The following is a 21,134-nucleotide window of genomic DNA, read 5'->3' on the forward strand; positions in this document are numbered from 1 at the left end:
ATTTGCAGGGCCGGACAAGTGCAAGTCTGCATAGTACTTTCTGACAAATAATATGCTATCCGTCGTGTAACTGCTGACTTTTTAGCCAATATTTACTTACCCGTCCGCTAAACAACGTTATGATATGCCTAAGTTACGTCAGGAGAATGATTAAATGCCGGAAGGAAAAACCAAAACAGCGATGAACGGTGTCGACTACTTTCGTCAGGGATGGCACCTGGCGATGCTGCCGGGCATCCGTCGATATGTCATCGCCCCGTTACTGGTCAATGTACTGCTAATGGGCTCTGCATTTATCTGGTTATTTAAACGACTGAATGTCTGGATTCCGGAATTACTCGGCCACATTCCGCACTGGTTGCAGTGGCTGAATTATCTCCTCTGGCCACTGGCTGTTCTCTCGCTGCTGCTTTTCTTTGGGTATTTTTTCTCGACCCTTGCCAACTGGATTGCCGCGCCGTTTTGCGGACTACTGGCAGAGCAACTGGAAAATAAACTCACCGGGCACCCTCTTCCGGAGATTGGCTGGGCAGGACTGATTAAGGATTTGCCCCGCATTATGTGGCGTGAGTGGCTTAAGCTAAAATATTATCTGCCGCGGGCTCTTCTGCTGTTGCTGGTACACTTTATCCCGGGTATCGGACAAACCCTCGCTCCGCTGCTCTGGTTTATCTTCGGCGCATGGATGATGGCGATTCAGTACTGTGATTATCCCTTTGATAACCATCGTGTGCCGTTCGTGACCATGCGCCAGGCCCTGGCCACCCACCGGAGTGCGCACTTACAATTTGGCGGGCTGGTCAGTGTGTTTACCCTGATCCCTGGGGTTAATCTGGTCATTATGCCTGTTGCCGTTTGCGGGGCGACCGCCATGTGGGTTGACCAGTACCGTGGCCTGTCAGCTACGCTGGCTGCACAGAGTCAGCGTGACGTGAAAAGCAGCTGAGTAAAGCGGCCTTTATTGCCCTCTGAAATAAGGATATACGATTTCTTTCCTTCACTGTCTCAAAAGAAAGCGTATTCTCATGTCGTGCTCCACATTTCAAAGAGTTAAGGACAAGCTATGAGTAAGATTTACGAAGATAATTCTTTAACCATTGGCCATACTCCGCTGGTCAGACTCAACCGCATTGGTAACGGGCGTATTCTGGCAAAGGTTGAATCGCGTAATCCAAGCTTTAGCGTTAAATGCCGTATCGGCGCCAATATGATTTGGGATGCGGAGAAACGCGGTATCCTGAAACCCGGGGTTGAACTGGTTGAACCCACCAGCGGCAATACCGGTATCGCTCTGGCTTATGTGGCAGCTGCCCGGGGCTATAAACTGACACTGACCATGCCGGAAACCATGTCTGTTGAGCGCCGTAAATTACTCAAGGCCCTGGGAGCTAATCTGGAGCTGACGCCAGGAGCTCAGGGGATGAAAGGCGCTATAGCTAAAGCCGAAGAAATCGTCGCCAGTAACCCGGCCAAATATGTCCTTCTGCAGCAATTCAGCAACCCAGCCAACCCGGCAATCCATGAAAAAACTACCGGTCCTGAAATCTGGGAAGACACCGACGGTGACGTGGATGTCTTTATTGCCGGCGTCGGGACCGGGGGAACACTGACCGGGGTCAGTCGTTACCTGAAAAACACCCGCGGTAAAAAATCACTGGTGAGTGTCGCGGTAGAACCGACAGATTCTCCGGTGATCGCGCAGGCACTGGCAGGCGAAGAAATTAAGCCCGGCCCGCATAAAATTCAGGGGATCGGTGCCGGCTTTATCCCGGAAAACCTGGATTTATCATTGGTTGACCGCGTAGTCGCGATTACCAACGAAGAAGCTATCTCCACCGCACGCCAGTTGATGGAATCTGAAGGCATCCTTGCCGGGATCTCCTCCGGTGCAGCTGTCGCCGCAGCACTGAAACTGCAACAGGAACCAGAGTTTGCCGATAAAAATATCGTTGTTATCCTGCCGTCTTCCGGAGAACGCTACCTGAGTACCGCATTATTTGCTGATCTGTTCACCGAAAAAGAACTTGGCTAATAATCAGTGGCTTACGCTGCCGGTTCCTCTGTCTGAAAAAAGCACCTGCGGGTGCTTTTTTTGTGTCCCCGATCTCATTTTTACCCTAAATCGTATTGCTTTTTGACATCAAGGTTTGTTATCAACGCTGATATTTATTTAGAAGCCCGAAATAAATAGTCATTGTTATGAAGCGGATCAAAACCAGCACAATTACCGATAGGGCATAATCCAAATTAACGGCATAATGATTCGGTCAGGTGTGCGGATTTACCGCAAACTATGAACAGGCGAAACCGGGTCTGCTAACTGACATTGCCCGTACAACCGGGCTTTGTCGCAGGAGTCCACAGGGACGTTTTCCGGCTCCGGTGCCAGAATTAACCTCTGATAACGTTGGGGAAATAAAATGTTTCAGCAAGAAGTTACTATCACAGCTCCTAACGGTTTACATACCCGTCCTGCAGCGCAGTTTGTCAAAGAAGCCAAGGCTTTTCAGTCCGAAATCACCGTTACCTCAAATGGTAAATCTGCCAGCGCAAAAAGTCTGTTCAAGTTGCAGACGCTTGGTCTGACGCAAGGGACGGTTATCACCCTCTCTGCCGAAGGCGAAGATGAGCAGCAAGCCGTTGAACATCTGGTCAGCCTGATGGCTGAACTTGAGTAGTGTTGTCATTCAACGGAAACAGTGTAGATTTATTGAAGATTATGCAACAGTCTTGATCGCGGACAACATGTCCGCGTTATTGCTTCCGTAGATTACACTGATTACGGAAAATGGCGTACCGTCATTCTTTTTGGCCATCGTACTTAAAGGTAAGGTTATGATTTCAGGCATTCTCGCATCACCCGGTATCGCTTTCGGTAAAGCTTTGCTGCTGAAAGAAGATGAGATCGTCATCAATCAGAAAAAAATTGCCGATGATCAGGTTGAATCAGAAGTTGCTCGTTTCCTTGAAGGCCGCAGTAAAGCCGCTACACAGCTGGAAGCCATTAAAATAAAGGCTGGCGAGACTTTCGGCCCGGAAAAAGAAGCGATCTTCGAAGGTCATATCATGCTGCTGGAAGATGAAGAGCTTGAGCAGGAAATTATTGACCTTATTAAGAAAGATCATCAGTCGGCCGATGCGGCTGTACAGGCGGTGATCGAAGATCAGGCCGGTGCGCTGGAAGAACTCGACGATGAGTATCTGAAAGAACGCGCTGCGGATGTGCGTGATATCGGTAAACGTCTGCTGCAAAATATTCTCGGCTTAACGATTGTCGATCTCAGCGCTATCAGTGACGAATCTATTCTGGTCGCCAAAGACCTGACGCCTTCAGAAACAGCACAGCTGAATCTGAAAAAAGTACTCGGTTTTATCACCGACCTGGGCGGCAGAACCTCACATACCTCTATTATGGCCCGCTCTCTCGAGTTACCGGCCATTGTAGGCACCGGCAATATCACCCGCGAAGTGAAAAACGGTGATTACCTGATCCTGGATGGCGTCAGTAACCAGGTGCACATCAACCCGACGGCAGAGACCATTGCCGAACTGCGCGATGTACAGGATCACTATCTCAGTGAAAAAGCCGAAATGGCTAAACTGAAAGATTTACCTGCCATTACTCTCGACGGTCATCAGGTGGAAGTCTGTGCCAACATCGGTACGGTGCGGGATGTGGCCGGGGCTGAGCGCAACGGCGCAGAAGGTGTCGGACTGTACCGTACCGAGTTCCTGTTTATGGACCGTGAATCTCTGCCTACCGAAGATGAACAATTTGCAGCCTATAAAGCCGTTGCGGAAGCGATGGGCTCACAAGCCGTGATTGTGCGTACCATGGATATCGGAGGTGACAAAGACCTCCCTTATATGAACCTGCCGAAAGAAGACAACCCATTCCTCGGCTGGCGCGCTATCCGTATTGCTATGGATCGTAAAGAGATACTGCATGCGCAGTTACGCGCTATTTTACGTGCGTCCGATTTTGGCAAACTGCGCATCATGTTCCCGATGATTATCTCGGTAGAAGAGGTCCGGTTCCTTAAAAACGAAATTGAACTGCTGAAAACACAATTACGTGACGAAGGTAAAAGTTTCGACGAAAATATAGAAATCGGAATTATGGTCGAAACACCGGCATCGGCTGTGATTGCACGCCATCTGGCGAAAGAAGTCGACTTTTTCAGTATCGGCACCAACGATCTGACCCAGTATACTCTGGCGGTAGATCGTGGTAATGATAGAATTTCTCACCTGTATAATCCGATGAGCCCTTCCGTTCTGGGCCTTATCAGGCAGGTTATCGATGCATCCCATGCTGAAGGTAAATGGACAGGGATGTGTGGTGAACTGGCCGGTGATGAACGTGCTACACTATTATTACTGGGAATGGGGCTGGACGAATTCAGTATGAGTGCCATTTCAATTCCACGTATCAAAAAAATTATTCGCAATACTAATTTTGAGGATGCGAAAGCATTAGCAGAACAGGCACTGGAACAGCCGACCGCGGACGATTTGATGACACTGGTTAACCAGTTCATCAAAGAAAAGACACTCTGCTAATCAGCCATACGCGGGCCCAAAATTACTGCTCAGGAGAAGATCATGGGATTGTTTTCTAAATTATTCGGCGAGAAGTCTGAGAGTACCTCCGGTACTATCGATATAGTCGCCCCGCTGTCCGGCGAAATTGTAAACATTGAAGATGTTCCTGATGTGGTGTTTGCTGAGAAAATTGTCGGTGACGGTGTGGCCATACGGCCGAACGGAAGCACAATTGTTGCCCCGGTAGATGGCACTATCGGTAAAATTTTTGAAACAAACCATGCTTTTTCTATCGAGTCCGATAACGGCATTGAACTGTTTGTCCACTTTGGTATCGACACTGTCGAGCTCAAAGGTGAAGGATTTACACGCATTGCTTCAGAAGGGCAGAAAGTCAAAAAAGGCGATATCGTGCTCGAATTCGATTTGCCTTTCCTCGAAGAAAAGGCCAAATCGACGCTGACGCCGGTCGTGATTTCCAATATGGATGAAATTCGTGAACTGGTTAAACTCACCGGTCAGGTCGTTGCCGGAGAAACACCGGTCATCCGTATCAGGAAGTAATTCTTCCGGATAAGCCAAAGACGTCAGTCAGGGAATACTCCCGGCTGGCGTTTTTTTTCGGCCTGAGATCTGTCTGCAAAGGTGCTTACAAACTCACACAACTTCGCTGACGGTTTGAAATATTCTTAATTACCAGAGTGTCCCTCCCCCCTGCCGGATAATATTCGCAATAATTAACTTTATGTTTTTAAAAACATTCACCAGTACCTGGCCGCTGACATCTCCGTAGAGTTTTTATCATTCAATGATATATCCTGACATATTTCTCCTGCTCCTCTGCTGACCCGAAAAAAAAAAAAAAAAAAAAAAAAAATAAAACTGTCACCTTCTGTACTTTGCATCTCACCTGTCGCACTGTTTTTCTTATATAATAATAAATTAAGTTATTCCTAATCAGCATCACCAGACTCAGAGACTTACTGCAGCGTATCAGGCACTGAGCTTTCAGGCTCAGAAAAATACGATACCGCCTTCACGCCAGATCAGCAAAGTCTCCCGCTCGTTAATATCATTGACGACGACTTCTCACGTCGTAATACACTCATCAGTCGTGCCATAATCTGTATTTTTCTTATTTCGCAGCGTGCTGGCATACCTTGAAGAAGACCGCCCCTCTCGGCGGGGCACACTGCCTGTACGTCAATCATCAACTGAAAGCGCATTTCCCGGCATACCGGACAATCTCGGCACAACCGGAGCCGGACATAGAACCCGGGCTTAGGGCTTAGGGCTTAGGGCTTAGGGCTTAGGGCTTAGGGCTTAGGGCTTAGGGCTTAGGGCTTAGGGCTTAGGGCTTAGGGCTTAGGGCTTAGGGCTTAGGGCTTAGGGCTTAGGGCTTAGGGCTTAGGCAGGAACGATACACTGGTGTCTGACACCGTCAAGTCCCCCCTGTGCAGAGAGTCATTTCCTGCCGGCGGCTGGTCACTCCCGGCTACCCTACGTTACTGGCTGTTCAGCGGACACAATGATGACGAAGTGTGAAAAATTATTTTTTCCTCTTCCTATACTGCAACTGTTTTTTTCAATATCCCTCAGGGGGGCTAGACGATTAATTAAAATATGCAAATCCGGAAAATGCCATTTTTCATTACTGGTTATCTTTCGTTTAATTTCGGGCGCGATTTTTTATAATTGTTTATGTTCCATTAAATATTCACCGATCAGACAACATTAAAAAAAATTAATAATCATGGCTTCGTAAAATAATTTAAATATTCTTCCTGTTCACCCGGAACTTTTCCTCTGTATAATTCTCTTAACCTGAGTAAAATACAGGGCACATCACCCTGTATTTCGTTGAATCATCATATATATCTGGTCAGGTACTATTCCTTTCAGGCTGCGTTATTCGCGCTATCCGCCATGCATGTTTTGCATAACGGAATACGTTTACCTGCTGACCAGCTTTTATTTTAATACCAGGAAATTTTATGACTGATTTTATTCCTTTTTCACGTCCCTCTCTGGATGAACAGGATCTTGATGCAATTCGTGAGGTGCTCCGGTCCGGGTGGATCACCACTGGTCCAAAAAATCAGGCGCTTGAAGCAGAGTTCAGCCAGCTTACGGGAACAAAGCATGCGATTGCCGTCAGTTCAGCAACCGGCGGAATGCATATCACACTGATGGCCGCGGGTGTGGGCCCGGGCGATGAGGTCATTACTCCGTCGCTGACCTGGGTGTCTACCGCGAATATGATTTCGTTACTGGGGGCAACGCCAGTGATGGCAGATATTGACCCTGATAACCTTATGGTGACAGCAGCCACCCTGGAAGCGGCCATCACCCCGCGGACCAAGGCAATTATTCCGGTACATTATGCCGGTGCGCCGGTAGATTCAGACGCCATCTATGAGGTGGCTCGCCGTCATAATCTGCTGGTTATCGAAGATGCTGCTCATGCTACCGGATGTTACTACAAGGGGCAGCACATCGGTCACCATGCCACAGCCATTTTCTCATTCCATGCCATTAAAAACGTAACCTGCGCGGAAGGCGGAATGATCGTTACCGACGATGATGAACTGGCCGCCCGCATACGGACACTGAAATTCCATGGCCTGGGCGTAGATGCCTTTGACAGGGAGACACTGGGCCGTAAGCCCCAGGCAGAAGTGATCACCCCCGGCTTTAAATATAACCTGACCGACATTCAGGCCGCGATTGCCCTGAATCAACTGAGTAAACTCCCGGCGATTAATAGCCGCAGGGCAGATATTGCAGCCCGTTATACCGAAGCCTTCGCCGATGCTCCCGTATTACCTCTGGCCCTGCCCGCCTGGCACCACCAGCACGCCTGGCATTTATTTGTGTTACGGATCGATGAGACACGTTGTGGTGTCAGCCGGGATCAGTTTATGCAGCAAATGAAAGACCGGAATATCGGAACCGGTATGCATTTCCGCGCGGTGCACACCCAGAAATATTACCGTGAAAAATTTCCGGACCTGCACTTACCGGCCACCGAATGGAACAGCGACCGTATTTGCTCCATTCCCCTGTTTCCGGACATGACCGATGGCGACTGTCATCGGGTGATTACCGCCATTAAAGAAATTACCAGGATGTAAGATGCGGACACCAACCCCTGTGAATAAAGTCTCTGTCGTTATTCCTGTATATAACGAGCAGGAGAGCCTGCCTGACCTGATTTCCCGGACCACGGCTGCCTGCCGGCAGCTGGACACCGATTATGAGATCCTGCTCATTGATGACGGCAGCAGTGATAACTCCGCACAACAGATTATTGATGCTGCGGAAGCGGTGGATAGCCATATCGTCGCCATCCTCCTGAACCGTAATTATGGCCAGCATTCCGCCATAATGGCAGGCTTCAGCTATGTCACCGGTGACCTGATTGTCACACTGGATGCAGATTTACAGAATCCGCCGGAAGAGATCCCGGCCCTGGTCGCGACCGCCCGGCAGGGCTATGACGTCGTCGGCACCGTACGGCAAAACCGTCAGGACAGCCCGTTCCGTAAGATTGCTTCAAGGATGATTAACCGGCTGATCCAGAGTACCACCGGTAAAGCGATGGGCGATTATGGCTGTATGCTGCGGGCATACCGGCGCCCTATCGTCGAGGCCATGCTGCATTGCCAGGAGCGCAGCACGTTTATCCCCATTCTGGCCAATACCTTCGCCCGTCATACCACCGAGATTCCGGTGCATCATGCGGAGCGTGAGCACGGCACATCGAAATACAGCTTTATGCGCCTGATAAACCTGATGTATGACCTGGTGACCTGTCTGACGACCACACCACTGCGAATGCTTAGTGTCGTCGGCGCGCTGATCGCCTGTGCCGGTTTTCTGTTCGCATTTCTGCTGGTCGTGTTGCGACTGATTTTCGGTGCCCACTGGGCCGCTGAAGGGGTTTTTACGCTATTCGCCGTGTTATTTATTTTTATCGGCGCGCAATTCATTGGCATGGGATTACTGGGTGAGTATATCGGCAGGATCTACAGCGATGTCCGTGCGCGCCCGCGTTATTTTGTTCAGCGTGTCGTTAATCACGCCGCTTCGTCAACTAATGAGGATAATTTATAATGAAAGCTGTCGTTTTTGCTTATCATGACATGGGATGTGTGGGCGTTGAGGCGCTGATTGAAGCCGGTTTCGATATTACTGCCATCTATACCCACCTGGACAATCCGTCAGAAAATCATTTCTACGGTTCTGTCGCACACCTGGCGGCAGAACATAACATTCCGGTATTTTCACCGGAGAACGTCAATCATCCGCTGTGGGTGGAACGGCTTCGCGAAAGTGCGCCGGACATTATCTTCTCTTTTTACTACCGGGACTTGCTGTCAGAAGATATCCTGAATCTCCCGCCGGCCGGTGCTTATAATCTGCATGGTTCTCTGCTGCCCCGTTACCGCGGACGCGCGCCTCTGAACTGGGTGCTGGTGAACGGCGAAACAGAGACCGGTGTTACCTTACATAAAATGGTGAAACGGGCGGATGCCGGAGAGATTGTATCTCAGCAAACGGTCCCTATTTCCGCCAGTGATGATGCACTGCGGTTACATAAAAAACTGACTCAGGCGGCCCGCGAACTGCTTCAGTCCACTCTGCCGGCGATAAAGCAAGGCAAGGTCACGCTGTCAGCCCAGGATGAACAGCGGGCGACTTATGTTGGCCGCAGAACCCCGGAAGACGGTCGCCTTGACTGGAATCAGCCCGCCACGGTATTGCATAACCTGGTGCGCGCCGTCAGTGAACCCTGGCCGGGCGCCTTCAGTTATGTCGGTAACACCAGGTTTATCGTCTGGAAATCCCGCGTACATACCGATGTCCCGGCAGCGACACCAGGCCAGGTATTGTCGGTTTCTCCGCTGATAGTTGCCTGTGGTGAGGGCGCACTGGAAATTGTGACCGGACAAACGGAACAAAGCGTCTATATGCAGGGCCGCGAACTCGTACGTCCCTTAGGCCTGACCGAAGGTTCAATTATCAGTACACAGCCGGTGGTCGCGCAGAAAAAACGCACCCGGGTGCTGATCCTCGGGGTCAACGGCTTTATCGGCAACCATCTGACCGAACGCCTGCTGCAGGATGACAATTATGAAGTCTTCGGCATGGATATCGGCTCGGATGCGGTCAGCCGTTTTCTTGGCAATGAGCTTTTTCATTTTGTCGAAGGTGATATTACGATCCATACCGAATGGATCGATTACCACATCAAAAAATGTGATGTCATCCTGCCTCTGGTGGCCATTGCCACACCGGTAGAATATACACGTAACCCTTTACGGGTATTTGAGCTGGATTTCGAAGAGAACCTCAAAATCATCCGTGGCTGTGTAAAATACAAAAAACGGATCATTTTCCCGTCCACTTCTGAAGTTTACGGCATGTGTACGGATGAAACGTTCGATGAAGACCGCTCTAACCTGGTGGTCGGGCCTATCAACAAACAACGCTGGATTTATTCGGTTTCAAAACAATTACTGGACCGGGTGATCTGGGCCTACGGCGAAAAAGAAGGACTCCGCTTCACGTTGTTCCGGCCATTTAACTGGATGGGGCCGCGCCTCGACAGCCTGAATTCTGCGAGGATCGGCAGTTCCCGGGCCATTACCCAACTGATCCTGAATCTGGTCGAAGGATCGCCGATCAAACTGGTGGATGGCGGCCGGCAGAAACGCTGTTTCACGGATATCGCCGACGGTATCGAGGCCCTGTTCCGTATTATCGAAAATAAACAGGGACAGTGTGATGGACAGATCATCAATATCGGTAACCCGGAGAATGAAGCCAGTATCCGTGAACTGGCCGAAATGCTTTACCGCTGTTTCGAGCGTCATCCACTCCGGCAGCACTTCCCGCCGTTTGCCGGTTATCGCGATATCGAAAGCAGTAGTTATTATGGTAAAGGGTACCAGGACGTCGAGCACAGAAAGCCTAATATCCGTAATGCTCAACGCTTGCTGAACTGGACCCCGTCCATCGGAATGGAGAAAACCATCGAAGAGACACTCGACTTCTTCCTTAATACGGTCATTCCCGCGGATCAGACCCGATGAAAAAAGTCGGCCTGCGCATTGATGTCGATACCTGGCGGGGAACCCGCCAGGGGGTTCCCGCGCTGCTGGACATGCTGGCGGCTGAAAATATCCGGGCTTCCTTTTTCTTTTCTGTCGGACCGGACAACATGGGGCGCCATCTTTGGCGCCTGATCAAACCGGCATTTTTACTGAAGATGCTTCGCTCGGGAGCCCCCTCCCTGTATGGCTGGGATATTTTACTGGCCGGAACGGCCTGGCCCGGCCGGCTGATCGGTGCCGGTAATGCGGAGATTATCCGCAGGGCCGCCGGTTTACATGAAACCGGGCTGCATGCCTGGGATCATCATGCCTGGCAAACCTGGGCCGGGGTCTGGAAAGCGAAGGATCTGACTGAACATATCCGCCGGGGGAAAGAGGCCCTGGAAGCCATTACCGGCACAGAGGTAACCTGTTCAGCGGTCGCCGGTTGGCGTGCCGACCAGCGGGTGGTGAAAGCCAAACAACCTTTCCGCTTTCGCTATAACAGTGATTGCCGGGGAACGGCCCCCTTCAGGCCAGTGCTGAATGACACCACCTCTGGTACGGTGCAGATACCGGTGACCCTGCCGACCTGGGATGAGGTCGTCGGGCGGAATATTCGTCCGCAAGCGTTTAATCGTTTTATCCTGGATGCCATGCATAAAGACGAAGGCACCCCTGTCTATACCATCCATGCCGAGGTCGAAGGCATTGCCTATCGCGACGACTTTTCACGCCTGCTGGCCGCCGCCCGCGATGAGGGGATCCGGTTTGTCCCGCTCAGTGAACTGCTTCCCGAAACTGATGCATCGCTGCCCGCCGGAAAGATAATGCGCGGACATGTGCCCGGCCGTGAAGGCTGGCTGGGCTGTCAGACACTTCAACGATAATGTGTATATGATGAAAGCCACTAAATACGGTGTATGCCTGCTACTGCTGTATGCTCTTTTTTATCTGTTCCCGCTGCAGACGCGCGCGCTCTGGCAGCCTGACGAATCGCGTTATGCCGAAATCAGCCGTGAGATGCTGGTAAATCATAACTGGGCGGATCCGCATTTTCTGGGACTGCGCTATTTTGAGAAGCCGGTGGCAGGATACTGGATAAACAATGTCAGCCAGATGATTTTTGGTCATAACAATTTCGCTGTCCGCTTCGGGGCGGTCTTCTCGGTCACGCTGTGTGCTTTACTGGCTGGCTGGCTGGCCTGGCTGATGTGGCGGGATAAGAAACTGGCCATTATCTCCGGCGGGATCTACCTGACCTGCCTGCTGGTGAATGGTATCGGCACCTATGCGGTGCTGGACCCGATGATAGCACTCTGTCTGACGGCATCGATGATCAGTTTCTGGCGGGCGACAACCGCAACCACCGGCACTGGCCGGGCGGCCTGGTATCTGGTGTTGGGGGTAACCTGTGGCCTGGGCATCATGACTAAGGGCTTTCTTGCTCTGGCCGTACCGGTGATCAGTATTATCCCCTGGGTTATCAGCACACGACGCTGGCGGGAAGTGGTGATATTCGGGCCACTGGCGGTACTGAGCTGCCTGCTGTTTACTCTGCCCTGGGCGCTGACTATCAATGCCAGAGAGCCTGACTTCTGGCACTATTTCTTCTGGGTTGAACATATTCAGCGTTTTGCCGAACCGGATGCTCAGCACAAGGCGCCTGTCTGGTACTACCTGCCTGTGCTGCTGAGCGGCTCACTGCCCTGGCTTGGCTATCTGCCAGCGGCGCTGAAAACCGGCTGGCAGGGACGTCATCAGCACCCGGGCACCGTTTACCTGCTCGGATGGGTCATCATGCCATTACTCTTTTTCAGCATCGCAAAAGGGAAATTACCGACCTATATCCTGCCCTGCTTTGCTCCGCTGGCCATTTTACTGGGTAAAACGGTGCTGAATGCGACCCGGCGTACCACTGCGGCGAATGGCTGGATCAATATCATTTTCGGTATCACCGGCATCCTTCTGTTAGTGGTGAGCTGGCGAATGCCCACACATCCGTTCTATAGCCCGCAGGAAGGCCACCGTTTACTACTGGCCTTCATTGTTTTTCTGAGCTGGAGCCTGTTTGGCGTACTGGCACTCATTCGCCAGGGAAAATTCCGTCTGGCAGCGGCGCTATGTCCGTTAGGTCTGGCTTTACTGGTCGGGTATACGATCCCCGCATCCGTCAGGGACAGTAAACAGCCGCAGGAGTTTCTGGAACGGATGACGACTCACCTGACAGCAACCCGCTACATTCTGTCCAACCGGGTGGGGATTGCCTCCGGGATCGCCTGGCACCTTAAACGTTCAGATATTGATTTGTATGACGAAAAAGGTGAACTTACCTATGGACTGAACTATGCCGATGGCAAGGGGCGGTTTATTTCCCGTGAGGCATTCCCGGCGTGGCTGGCCACACATCGCAATCAGGGGGTTTCGATGGTGCTGCAGACAAATAAAGGTGAAACGTTGTCCGGGATGGACCTTCCGCAGCCTGACTTTAGTGTCCAGCAGGGCCGCCTGCTGTATGTCGAATACGGCCCGCAACGATGACCCTGGTCGCACTGTTGTTCTCGAGCTTACTGAGCTGCCTGGGACAGTTATGCCAGAAACAGGCAGCCTCCGGAGCAACGGGGCGCCCCGGGCTGAACCATCTCTGTCTGTGGCTCGGCCTGGCCCTGCTTTGCCTTGGGTGTGCGATGCTGCTCTGGTTGCAGGTACTGCGCACCCTGCCGGTCGGGCTGGCCTACCCGATGCTCAGTCTGAATTTTATCTGGATAACACTGGCCGCGCGCTGGCTGTGGCATGAACCTGTCAGCCGGCGGCACTGGCTGGGGATTGCCTGTATTATCGGCGGTATTCTGTTACTTAGCCGGGGGATCTGATGGGATATTTCTGGGCATTATTGAGCGTCCTGCTGGTGAGCGGTGCACAGCCTGCCATGAAGGAAGCCATGACCGCACTCCCTGCGTCAGGGGAGCTGATATCACTGTTTGTTTTCCTGTGGCATCATCCGATGACCAGCGGATTACTGCTGGCAGGGCTGGTTGGCTATGCGTTGTCGATGGGATGCTGGTTTCTGGCCCTGAAACGGCTGGCGCTCAGTAAAGCTTATGCCTTACTGAGTCTGAGTTATATTCTGGTGTGGGGGATCGCCCTTGGACTGGGGTTACACGGGGAACATTTCTCAGTGTCTGCGCTGGCCGGTATCTTGCTGGTGATCACCGGGGTGATACTGGTCTGCCTGCCATCAAAACCGCCACGCTGAACAGGCAACATACACGCCGCCTGTATTACTCGCCGGCCACCCAGTGCGGCAGACGCAACATAATTTCCAGCCCGCCCAGACGGCGATTTTCTGCCCTGACCTCACCATGATGGGCCAGGATAATTTTACGTACAATCGCCAGTCCGAGACCGTAGCCTTTTCCGGATTGTGCCGACTGTACACGGACGAACGGGTCAAAGATGCTGGAGAGTTTATCCTGTTCCACCCCCGGCCCCTGGTCCCTGATATACAGCGTCAGCCATTCCGGTGCGGAAGATAACTGAATATCAATACACTGTCCTGCGGTGGAAAAACGCAATGCATTTCTCAGCACATTCTCAATACACCGGCGGATCATCTCTGCGTTCCCCTGCACCATATGATCAGCCCGGGTGTCATAACTGACATCGATTTTCACCTGCGGGATCTGCGCTTCAAACCGGGCATCCGCAACCACCACTTCCAGCAGACTGGTCAGATCAAAATATTGATCAACGTCCGGCGAGTCATGCTCTGCCCGCGATAAGGTCAGCAATTCACCGATCATTTTATCGAGCTTATGCGCTTCGTTATCGATCCTTTCCAGTGAATCTTCGACATTTTTCGGCGTCTGGCGGGCCAGTGCCGTTGCCAGTTGCAGCCTCGCCAGCGGTGTCCGCAACTCATGAGAGATATCGTGCAGCAACTCCTCTCTGGCTTTTACCAGAACATCCAGTCGCTCCACCATTGCATCAAAGTCACGCGCAACCGTCGAGAGTTCATCATGGCGCCGCTGCATTTTGTGATACAGCCTGACCGACAGATCACCGGTAGAAACCTGTCTGAACCCTTCACGGAACTGCAGCATCGGGCGGGTCAGGTTCCATGCCAGTAACAGGCTCATCATCAGTCCCATAGGAACAAACATGATCACCATTGGCATCGGAATGTGCAGGAACCGCTGGATGATCGAATGGTCGTAGGATTCCTGATGCCGGAAAGCACGGAGATTGAACCAGAGGTCATATACCACCCCTCGTGGTCCGGTCACCTGACGATAAATGTGTCCGGAGGACATATAAAGGGGTGAAGAGACCGTTTGCGAATCACTGCCAGGACGAGGTATCAGTGGCGGCGGCAGTCCCGGCGGCTCACCGGCCGACCGGCTTTTCGCCGGCATATCGGTAAGATTCAGTAACCGCGGGGGTTGTTGCGGGCTGATGCTGACCGTGAAGACCTGCTTCATATTCTCCGGCCACCCGGCAGTGAGGGTAGCAATCCCTTCCGGTCCGGCCGTCCTGAGCGTCGAAACCGCCGATTCCAGTTGCAGGTTCAGCATCCGCCGGGCTTCTTTCTGGCTCGGCGGTTCAAAGTTACCGAACATGCTGAATCCCAGCCACAGGAACTGACTGATAATCAGAAACACCAGCCAGAACAGCAGCAGCATTTTCCAGAACAACCGTCCCGGGTAACCGGTTTTCATCGTATCCGGTAACCGATGCTGCGGACAGTTTCGATGTTCACCTCGTCATCGGTCAGCTTACTCAGTTTCTGACGGATATTACTCACGTGGACATCGACACTGCGATCATAGGCTTCACGCTGTCGTCCCAGCGCTTTCTCTGATAGCTCATCTTTCGAAACTACCCGGTCGCTGGCCGCCATCAGCAGTTCGAGCAGATTAAACTCCGAAGCGGTCAGATCAAAGTTTTCACCCCGCCAGGCGGAAGTACGGGTAGAGGAATTCAGCGTCAGCTCCCCACAGGTGAGTAACTCTTTTTTCTCCGGGACTATCGGATGTTCGTCAATACGGCGCATCACCGAGCGTAACCGGGCCACCAGCTCACGGGGATAACAGGGTTTTGGCATATAATCATCCGCCCCCATCTCCAGACCGATAACCCGGTCAATATTATCGCCCTTCGCGGTCAGCATAATGACCGGTAATCGTCCCTGCTGACGGATCTGCCGCAGGACATCAATGCCGCTCATATCGGGTAACATAATATCCAGAATTACCGCATTGAACTGACCCGAAGCCGCCTGACTGATGGCCTCTTTGCCGGTCATCACCAGCACAGTCGCAAAGCCTTCACCTTCCAGATACTGACTCAGCATGGTGCCCAGCTCGTGATCATCATCAACCAGTAATATTTTCATGTCACACTCTCTGTCTCTGTATTCGTCGTATTCTGACCGGTTATTCCGCCGCTGACCGCAGGATTTACGCTATCCTTACCATTTTCCGCCGCAAAACCCGCGGCGTCTCTGCTCAGGAGAGTTCATAGATTCCGGTAGAAAGATAACGATCACCGCGATCGCAAATTATCGCCACTACCTTCGCCCCGGGGACATCTCCGGCAATTTTTAACGCCCCGGCCACTGCACCGCCGGAACTCATTCCGCAGAAAATACCCTCACGACGGGCCAGCTGGCGCATGGTCTCAGTGGCCAGTGCCTGTGACATATCGATTGTCCTGTCTATCCATTCCGCCCGGAAAATGCCCGGCCGGTAAGCCTCTGACCAGCGGCGGATCCCCGGGATTTGAGAATCTTCTTCCGGTTGTAATCCTATCACCTGCACCGCAGGATCCTGTTGTTTGAGGTAGCGTCCGACTCCGGTGATCGTCCCGGTCGTTCCCATACTGGACACAAAGTGCGTCAGTCTTCCCGCGGTTTGTTGCCAGATTTCGGGACCGGTGGTGCGGTAATGCGCCAGAGGGTTATCCGGATTATTAAACTGATCCAGCACCTTACCTTCGCCGTTGGCCGCCATCTGCATCGCCAGATCACGGGCGCCTTCAATTCCCCCCTGTTCACGGCTGACCAGGACCAGCGTTGCACCGTAAGCCTTCATTGCCGCCTGACGCTCGAGGCTCATATTATCCGGCATCAGTAAAACCATCCGGTAACCTTTCATCGCCGCAATCATCGCCAGAGCAATCCCGGTATTACCGCTGGTGGCCTCGATAAGCGTATCACCGGGGGAGATCTCCTGACGGAGCTCAGCCTGATGGATCATCGAATAGGCCGCCCGGTCTTTGACCGAGCCGGCAGGATTATTTCCTTCAAGCTTCACCCAGACCTCACTGCCATTATCTGGCACCAGGCGCTGTAAGCGAATCAGGGGAGTATTACCGATAGTGCTTTCCAGAGTTATCACAGCGTGTTACCTGCACAGAGAAACGAAAACAGCCTGGTCGCGATGAGCGCCAGGCTGTTTTACAGACAATGAATTGAAAATATCAGGCGCTTTTCGCAAAGGCAATAGGTTGTAACCTCTGCTCTCCCTGATAGACACGCGCATTCTGAACACCGATATACAGTGTCTGACCGCGCACCGGAGGCGCAGAGGTGGCTTCACTCACCAGAGTCAGCAGTTCGCCTGTCCAGCCCAGCGGTTCGGCAATGATTTGCCAGTAATGGCCGCGCGGGCTGACTTCCAGGATCTTAACGGCCAGTGGCGTAACGTCAGAATACTCATGGCGGATTGCCGCTTCCCAGGGACGGAGAAACAGAGCCACATCGCCTTCAATACCGGTCACGCCATTCAGTGGCCAGGACTGCCCGGCGACCTGCAATACTCCCCCCGTGACATGGCCATCAAAGCGGTTCACTTCACCGAGGAATTCAAGCACAAACCGGGATTCAGGATGCTGCCACACCTGCTCCGGCGTCCCGGTCTGTTCAATATTCCCCTGGCTCATCACCACAATCCGATCCGCCACTTCCATCGCCTCTTCCTGATCATGGGTCACAAATACGCTGGTGAACTGTAACTCTTCATGTAACTGACGCAACCAGCGACGCAACTCTTTGCGCACCCGGGCATCCAGGGCACCGAAGGGTTCATCCAGTAACAGAATCTGCGGATCGACCGCCAGCGCGCGGGCCAGTGCAACACGCTGTTTCTGGCCCCCGGACAGCTGGGCCGGATAGCGGTTGGCCAGATGCGAGAGCTGCACCATTTCCAGCAACTTGCTGACTTTTTTCCGGATGTCGGCCGCCGAAGGGCGCTCGCGGCGGGGTAATACGGTCAGCCCGAACGCAATATTGTCAGAGACCGTCATATGCCGGAACAGCGCATAGTGCTGAAACATAAACCCCACATGACGATCCCGCGCATGCAGGTGACTCACATCGCGGCCGTGAAACGAAATGGCTCCGCTATTCTGGTGCTCCAGGCCTGCAATAATACGTAACAGCGTCGTCTTACCGGACCCGGACGGCCCCAGCAGCGCCACCATTTCACCGGAGGCAATATCCAGCGACACATCGTTCAGTACCGATGTTTTGCCAAAAGATTTATTAATCTTCTCAATATTAATGCTCATAATTGTCGTCCTGTTGCTGGCGCCGGTGCTGACGTTCCAGTCGCCATTGCAGTGCGCTTTTCAGAAAAAGTGTAACGATAGCCATTAATGCCAGTAACGCGGCCGCCGTGAAGGCACCCACGGTATTGTAATCCTGATGGAGTAATTCCACCTGCAGAGGCAGAGTATAGGTTTCACCCCGTATCGAGCCGGAAACCACCGACACGGCGCCGAATTCCCCCAAAGCGCGGGCATTGGTCAGCACCAGACCATACAGCAGCGCCCAGCGGATATTCGGTAACGTTACCCGGAAGAACATCTGCCAGCCATTCGCGCCCAGTAAGACTGCGGCTTCATCTTCCTGATTCCCCTGGCTTAACATGACGGGGACCAGCTCACGGATAACAAACGGACAACTGATAAAGATACTGACCAGCACCATGCCGGGCCATGCAAACATGATCTGAATATTATGGGCATCCAGCCAGTGTCCTGCGGGGCCATTAATCCCCCAGAACAGCAGATACAACAGCCCCACCACGACCGGCGACATGGCAAACGGAATGTCATACAACGTCAGTAGTAGCTGACGGCCCGGGAAATTAAAGCGGCTCACCAGCCAGGCCAGTAACGTCCCGAACACCAGATTTACCGGCACGGTGATCAGTGCAATCATCACGGAAAGCCAGATAGCGTGCAGCATATCCGGGTCCGACAGATTATGCAGTGAAGCCAGAATACCTTTTCCCAGCGCCTCCCAGAAAATGGAGATCAGCGGGATCACCAGGATCAGCACAGACAACAGCACACCCGCGGTGATCAGCAGATATTTCCCCCACGGGAGGGACTTTTTAAAGGCGACAGGCCCTGTGGTGACATCACGCATCAGTGACCTCCGATACGACGGCCATAACGGCTCTGCAACACGTTAATGGCAAAAAGTAACAGTAAAGAGGCCGCCATAATGACGGAGGCAATCGCGCTGGACGCCGGGAAGTCAAACTCCTGCTGACGGATAAAAATCATCAGCGAAATGACTTCGGTTTTCCAGGCGATATTCCCGGCGATAAAGATCACTGCGCCGAACTCTCCCAGGCTGCGGGTAAAAGAGAGCGCAGTGCCTGCCATCAGAGCCGGTGCCACCTCCGGCAGGATCACCCGTAAAAACGTCTGCCAGGGCCTCGCCCCCAGTGTTTCAGCCGCTTCCTCATATTCCGGCCCAAGCTCTTCCAGTACGGGCTGCACCGTGCGGATAACAAACGGCAGGCTGGTGAAGGCCATCGCCACAGAAATCCCAAGCCAGGTATAGGCGACTTTGATGCCATGCTCAGCCAGCCAGTGACCGTACCAGCCGGACGGAGCCAGTAACCCCGCCAGGGTCAGGCCTGCCACCGCCGTGGGTAATGCGAAAGGCAGATCCATCAGACCATCCAGAAACGTTCTGCCGGGAAACCGATAGCGGGTTAAAACCCAGGCCATCAGCATGCCAAAAAAAGCATTGAATATCGCTGCCACGGCCGCCGACTGCAGTGTCACTTTATAAGCCACCACCAGCTCCGGGTCGGTGATCACATGCCAGTACTCTGACCAGGTCATTTTTGATAACTGAATGAGTAAAGCACTCATCGGTAATAACAGGATCAGACAGGTAAAAAACAAGCTGGTCCCTAAACTTAATCCAAATCCCGGTAATACCCGCTTTTGACGCTTTAGTATCATTACTTATGTCCTGCTGACTGCAATTGATCAAACTCTCCGCCGGTAGCGAATTGTGTTTTCATCACCTGCTCCCAGCCACCAAACTGATCCTCAACACGAAACAGGGTGACATCAGGGAAACGGGCTTTATTCTGCGACATTAACTGCGGGTTATGGACCCGGTAGTAAAATCCGGTCAGGACTTTCTGAGCCGCCGGACTGTACAGAAAATTGAGATACGCCTTTGCGGCCGCGGTATTCCCCTGCTCAGACACATTTTTATCGATCCAGGTCACGGGAAACTCCGCCAGAATATTGGTCCGTGGCACAATCACTTCATAACCGGCGTCCGGGTATTGCTGACGAATAGTATTGATTTCGGATTCAAAACTTATCAGCACATCCCCGATGCCATGCCCGGCAAAGGTGGTGGTGGCACCGCGTCCGCCGGTATCCAGGACCGCCACATTACCGATAAACCGGGTCATAAACGCCCGGGTCTTCGCCGGATCGTTACCGTCTGCTTTTTCGGCCGCCCCGAGAGCAGCCAGCCAGGTGTAGCGCCCGTTACCGGAGGTTTTAGGATTCGGGAAGATAAGACTCACCCCGGGCTTCGTTAAATCCGCCCAGCTGTGAATATGTTTCGGGTTCCCTTTGCGGACTAAAAAAGCCATGGTGGAGTAGAAAGGCGAGCTGCTATCCGGCAAACGCTGTTGCCAGTCCGCCGGGATCAGATGGCCCTTATCATGCAGGATCTGCACATCGGGGACCTGATTATAGGTCACGACATCCGCACGTAATCCCTGCAGGATTGCCAGCGCCTGGCGGGAAGAGCCACCATGTGACTGACGAATCGTCAGAGGGTCATCCGGATGAGCCTGATCCCACTGTTTTTCAAACAACGGGTTCAGGGCGCTGAATAACTCCCGGGAGACATCATAGGAACTGTTCAGCAGAGTCGTCGCCTGAACCGTACTGACGAAGGCCAGCGACAACAACGCTGCACCTGTCCATTTTTTTCCTGAGAGATTCATTAACTTACCCCTGAGTACCCACGCGACACCCGATAGCCGCAGTGAGTCAGTGTATTTATTTCTCAGGGGAAAGCTGTAGCAGTTTTATATACTTTTTATTGCTTTCAAAGTCTAAAATTGCATAAGGATTGCCGGAGGATGGCAAACAGCGCAGAATGCGCCCCGCCCGCCCGGGCGCCTGTCAACCCCGACTGGCAGGGCTGAATGTCAG

19 protein-coding genes are annotated in these 21,134 nt (G+C 52.6%); 12 read left to right on the forward strand and 7 right to left on the reverse strand.

Features of this window, described 5'->3' with window-relative positions:
• The first annotated feature begins 154 nt into the window (after nucleotides 1–154).
• The 12 genes from cysZ (at nucleotide 155) to arnF (ending at nucleotide 13,899) form a co-directional block, all read left to right on the forward strand.
• Nucleotides 155–946, forward strand: coding sequence for a sulfate transporter CysZ (gene cysZ / locus ABD035_RS10950; protein ID WP_343870133.1), 792 nt, complete (start codon nucleotides 155–157; stop codon nucleotides 944–946).
• Nucleotides 947–1,063: 117 nt separating this feature from the next.
• Entirely contained in the window at nucleotides 1,064–2,032 is a 969-nt protein-coding gene (cysK, locus tag ABD035_RS10955) for a cysteine synthase A (protein ID WP_212713334.1), read from the forward strand.
• 388 nt (nucleotides 2,033–2,420) lie between these two features.
• Nucleotides 2,421–2,678: a phosphocarrier protein Hpr gene (ptsH, locus tag ABD035_RS10960; RefSeq protein WP_025903583.1), complete on the forward strand. Its 258-nt coding sequence runs from the start codon at nucleotides 2,421–2,423 to the stop codon at nucleotides 2,676–2,678.
• A 157-nt stretch (nucleotides 2,679–2,835) separates the two neighbouring features.
• Complete coding sequence (gene ptsI, locus ABD035_RS10965; RefSeq protein WP_343870138.1) at nucleotides 2,836–4,563, forward strand: phosphoenolpyruvate-protein phosphotransferase PtsI; 1,728 nt, start codon at nucleotides 2,836–2,838, stop codon at nucleotides 4,561–4,563.
• 42 nt (nucleotides 4,564–4,605) lie between these two features.
• A complete protein-coding gene (crr, locus tag ABD035_RS10970; protein ID WP_343870140.1) occupies nucleotides 4,606–5,109 on the forward strand; it encodes a PTS glucose transporter subunit IIA in 504 nt (167 codons plus the stop codon).
• Between the two features lie 1,430 nt (nucleotides 5,110–6,539).
• Nucleotides 6,540–7,679, forward strand: a complete 1,140-nt coding sequence (gene arnB, locus ABD035_RS10975; protein ID WP_343870142.1) for a UDP-4-amino-4-deoxy-L-arabinose aminotransferase — start codon at nucleotides 6,540–6,542, stop codon at nucleotides 7,677–7,679.
• Nucleotide 7,680: 1 nt separating this feature from the next.
• A complete protein-coding gene (arnC, locus tag ABD035_RS10980; RefSeq protein WP_212713330.1) occupies nucleotides 7,681–8,661 on the forward strand; it encodes an undecaprenyl-phosphate 4-deoxy-4-formamido-L-arabinose transferase in 981 nt (326 codons plus the stop codon).
• A complete protein-coding gene (gene arnA, locus ABD035_RS10985) occupies nucleotides 8,661–10,643 on the forward strand; it encodes a bifunctional UDP-4-amino-4-deoxy-L-arabinose formyltransferase/UDP-glucuronic acid oxidase ArnA (protein ID WP_343870145.1) in 1,983 nt (660 codons plus the stop codon). Before arnC ends, arnA begins: the two co-directional genes overlap by 1 nt.
• Nucleotides 10,640–11,533 (forward strand): 4-deoxy-4-formamido-L-arabinose-phosphoundecaprenol deformylase, encoded by an 894-nt coding sequence (arnD, locus tag ABD035_RS10990; RefSeq protein WP_212713328.1) that lies wholly within the window; start codon nucleotides 10,640–10,642, stop codon nucleotides 11,531–11,533. Before arnA ends, arnD begins: the two co-directional genes overlap by 4 nt.
• Before the next feature lie 10 nt (nucleotides 11,534–11,543).
• The gene (arnT, locus tag ABD035_RS10995; protein WP_343870315.1) at nucleotides 11,544–13,184 is read left to right on the forward strand and encodes a lipid IV(A) 4-amino-4-deoxy-L-arabinosyltransferase; all 1,641 of its coding nucleotides are present in this window, start codon (nucleotides 11,544–11,546) and stop codon (nucleotides 13,182–13,184) included.
• Nucleotides 13,181–13,516: a 4-amino-4-deoxy-L-arabinose-phosphoundecaprenol flippase subunit ArnE gene (arnE, locus tag ABD035_RS11000; RefSeq protein WP_212713327.1), complete on the forward strand. Its 336-nt coding sequence runs from the start codon at nucleotides 13,181–13,183 to the stop codon at nucleotides 13,514–13,516. Before arnT ends, arnE begins: the two co-directional genes overlap by 4 nt.
• Entirely contained in the window at nucleotides 13,513–13,899 is a 387-nt protein-coding gene (gene arnF, locus ABD035_RS11005) for a 4-amino-4-deoxy-L-arabinose-phosphoundecaprenol flippase subunit ArnF (protein WP_343870317.1), read from the forward strand. Before arnE ends, arnF begins: the two co-directional genes overlap by 4 nt.
• 25 nt (nucleotides 13,900–13,924) lie before the next feature.
• Here arnF and ABD035_RS11010 read toward each other — a convergent pair whose 3' ends face one another.
• The 7 genes from ABD035_RS11010 to cysP all read right to left on the reverse strand — a co-directional run bounded on the left by ABD035_RS11010 (nucleotide 13,925) and on the right by cysP (nucleotide 20,923).
• Nucleotides 13,925–15,361: an ATP-binding protein gene (locus ABD035_RS11010; protein WP_343870148.1), complete on the reverse strand. Its 1,437-nt coding sequence runs from the start codon at nucleotides 15,359–15,361 to the stop codon at nucleotides 13,925–13,927.
• On the reverse strand, nucleotides 15,358–16,038 hold the full coding sequence (locus ABD035_RS11015; RefSeq protein WP_212713325.1) for a response regulator transcription factor: 681 nt from the start codon (nucleotides 16,036–16,038) through the stop codon (nucleotides 15,358–15,360). The genes ABD035_RS11010 and ABD035_RS11015 overlap by 4 nt, the downstream gene beginning before the upstream one ends.
• A gap of 112 nt (nucleotides 16,039–16,150) precedes the next feature.
• Nucleotides 16,151–17,041: a cysteine synthase CysM gene (cysM, locus tag ABD035_RS11020; protein WP_343870151.1), complete on the reverse strand. Its 891-nt coding sequence runs from the start codon at nucleotides 17,039–17,041 to the stop codon at nucleotides 16,151–16,153.
• An 82-nt stretch (nucleotides 17,042–17,123) separates the two neighbouring features.
• Nucleotides 17,124–18,212 carry a sulfate/thiosulfate ABC transporter ATP-binding protein CysA gene (gene cysA, locus ABD035_RS11025; protein WP_343870153.1) on the reverse strand — a complete coding sequence of 363 codons (1,089 nt, stop codon included), beginning with the start codon at nucleotides 18,210–18,212 and terminating at the stop codon, nucleotides 17,124–17,126.
• Nucleotides 18,202–19,077 carry a sulfate/thiosulfate ABC transporter permease CysW gene (cysW, locus tag ABD035_RS11030; protein WP_343870155.1) on the reverse strand — a complete coding sequence of 292 codons (876 nt, stop codon included), beginning with the start codon at nucleotides 19,075–19,077 and terminating at the stop codon, nucleotides 18,202–18,204. Before cysW ends, cysA begins: the two co-directional genes overlap by 11 nt.
• A complete protein-coding gene (gene cysT, locus ABD035_RS11035; RefSeq protein WP_212713321.1) occupies nucleotides 19,077–19,910 on the reverse strand; it encodes a sulfate/thiosulfate ABC transporter permease CysT in 834 nt (277 codons plus the stop codon). The genes cysW and cysT overlap by 1 nt, the downstream gene beginning before the upstream one ends.
• Nucleotides 19,910–20,923, reverse strand: a complete 1,014-nt coding sequence (gene cysP / locus ABD035_RS11040) for a thiosulfate ABC transporter substrate-binding protein CysP (protein ID WP_343870157.1) — start codon at nucleotides 20,921–20,923, stop codon at nucleotides 19,910–19,912. Before cysP ends, cysT begins: the two co-directional genes overlap by 1 nt.
• Nucleotides 20,924–21,134: the final 211 nt, after the last annotated feature.

This window comes from Tatumella terrea, assembly GCF_039523755.1.
Taxonomy (GTDB): domain Bacteria; phylum Pseudomonadota; class Gammaproteobacteria; order Enterobacterales; family Enterobacteriaceae; genus Tatumella; species Tatumella terrea.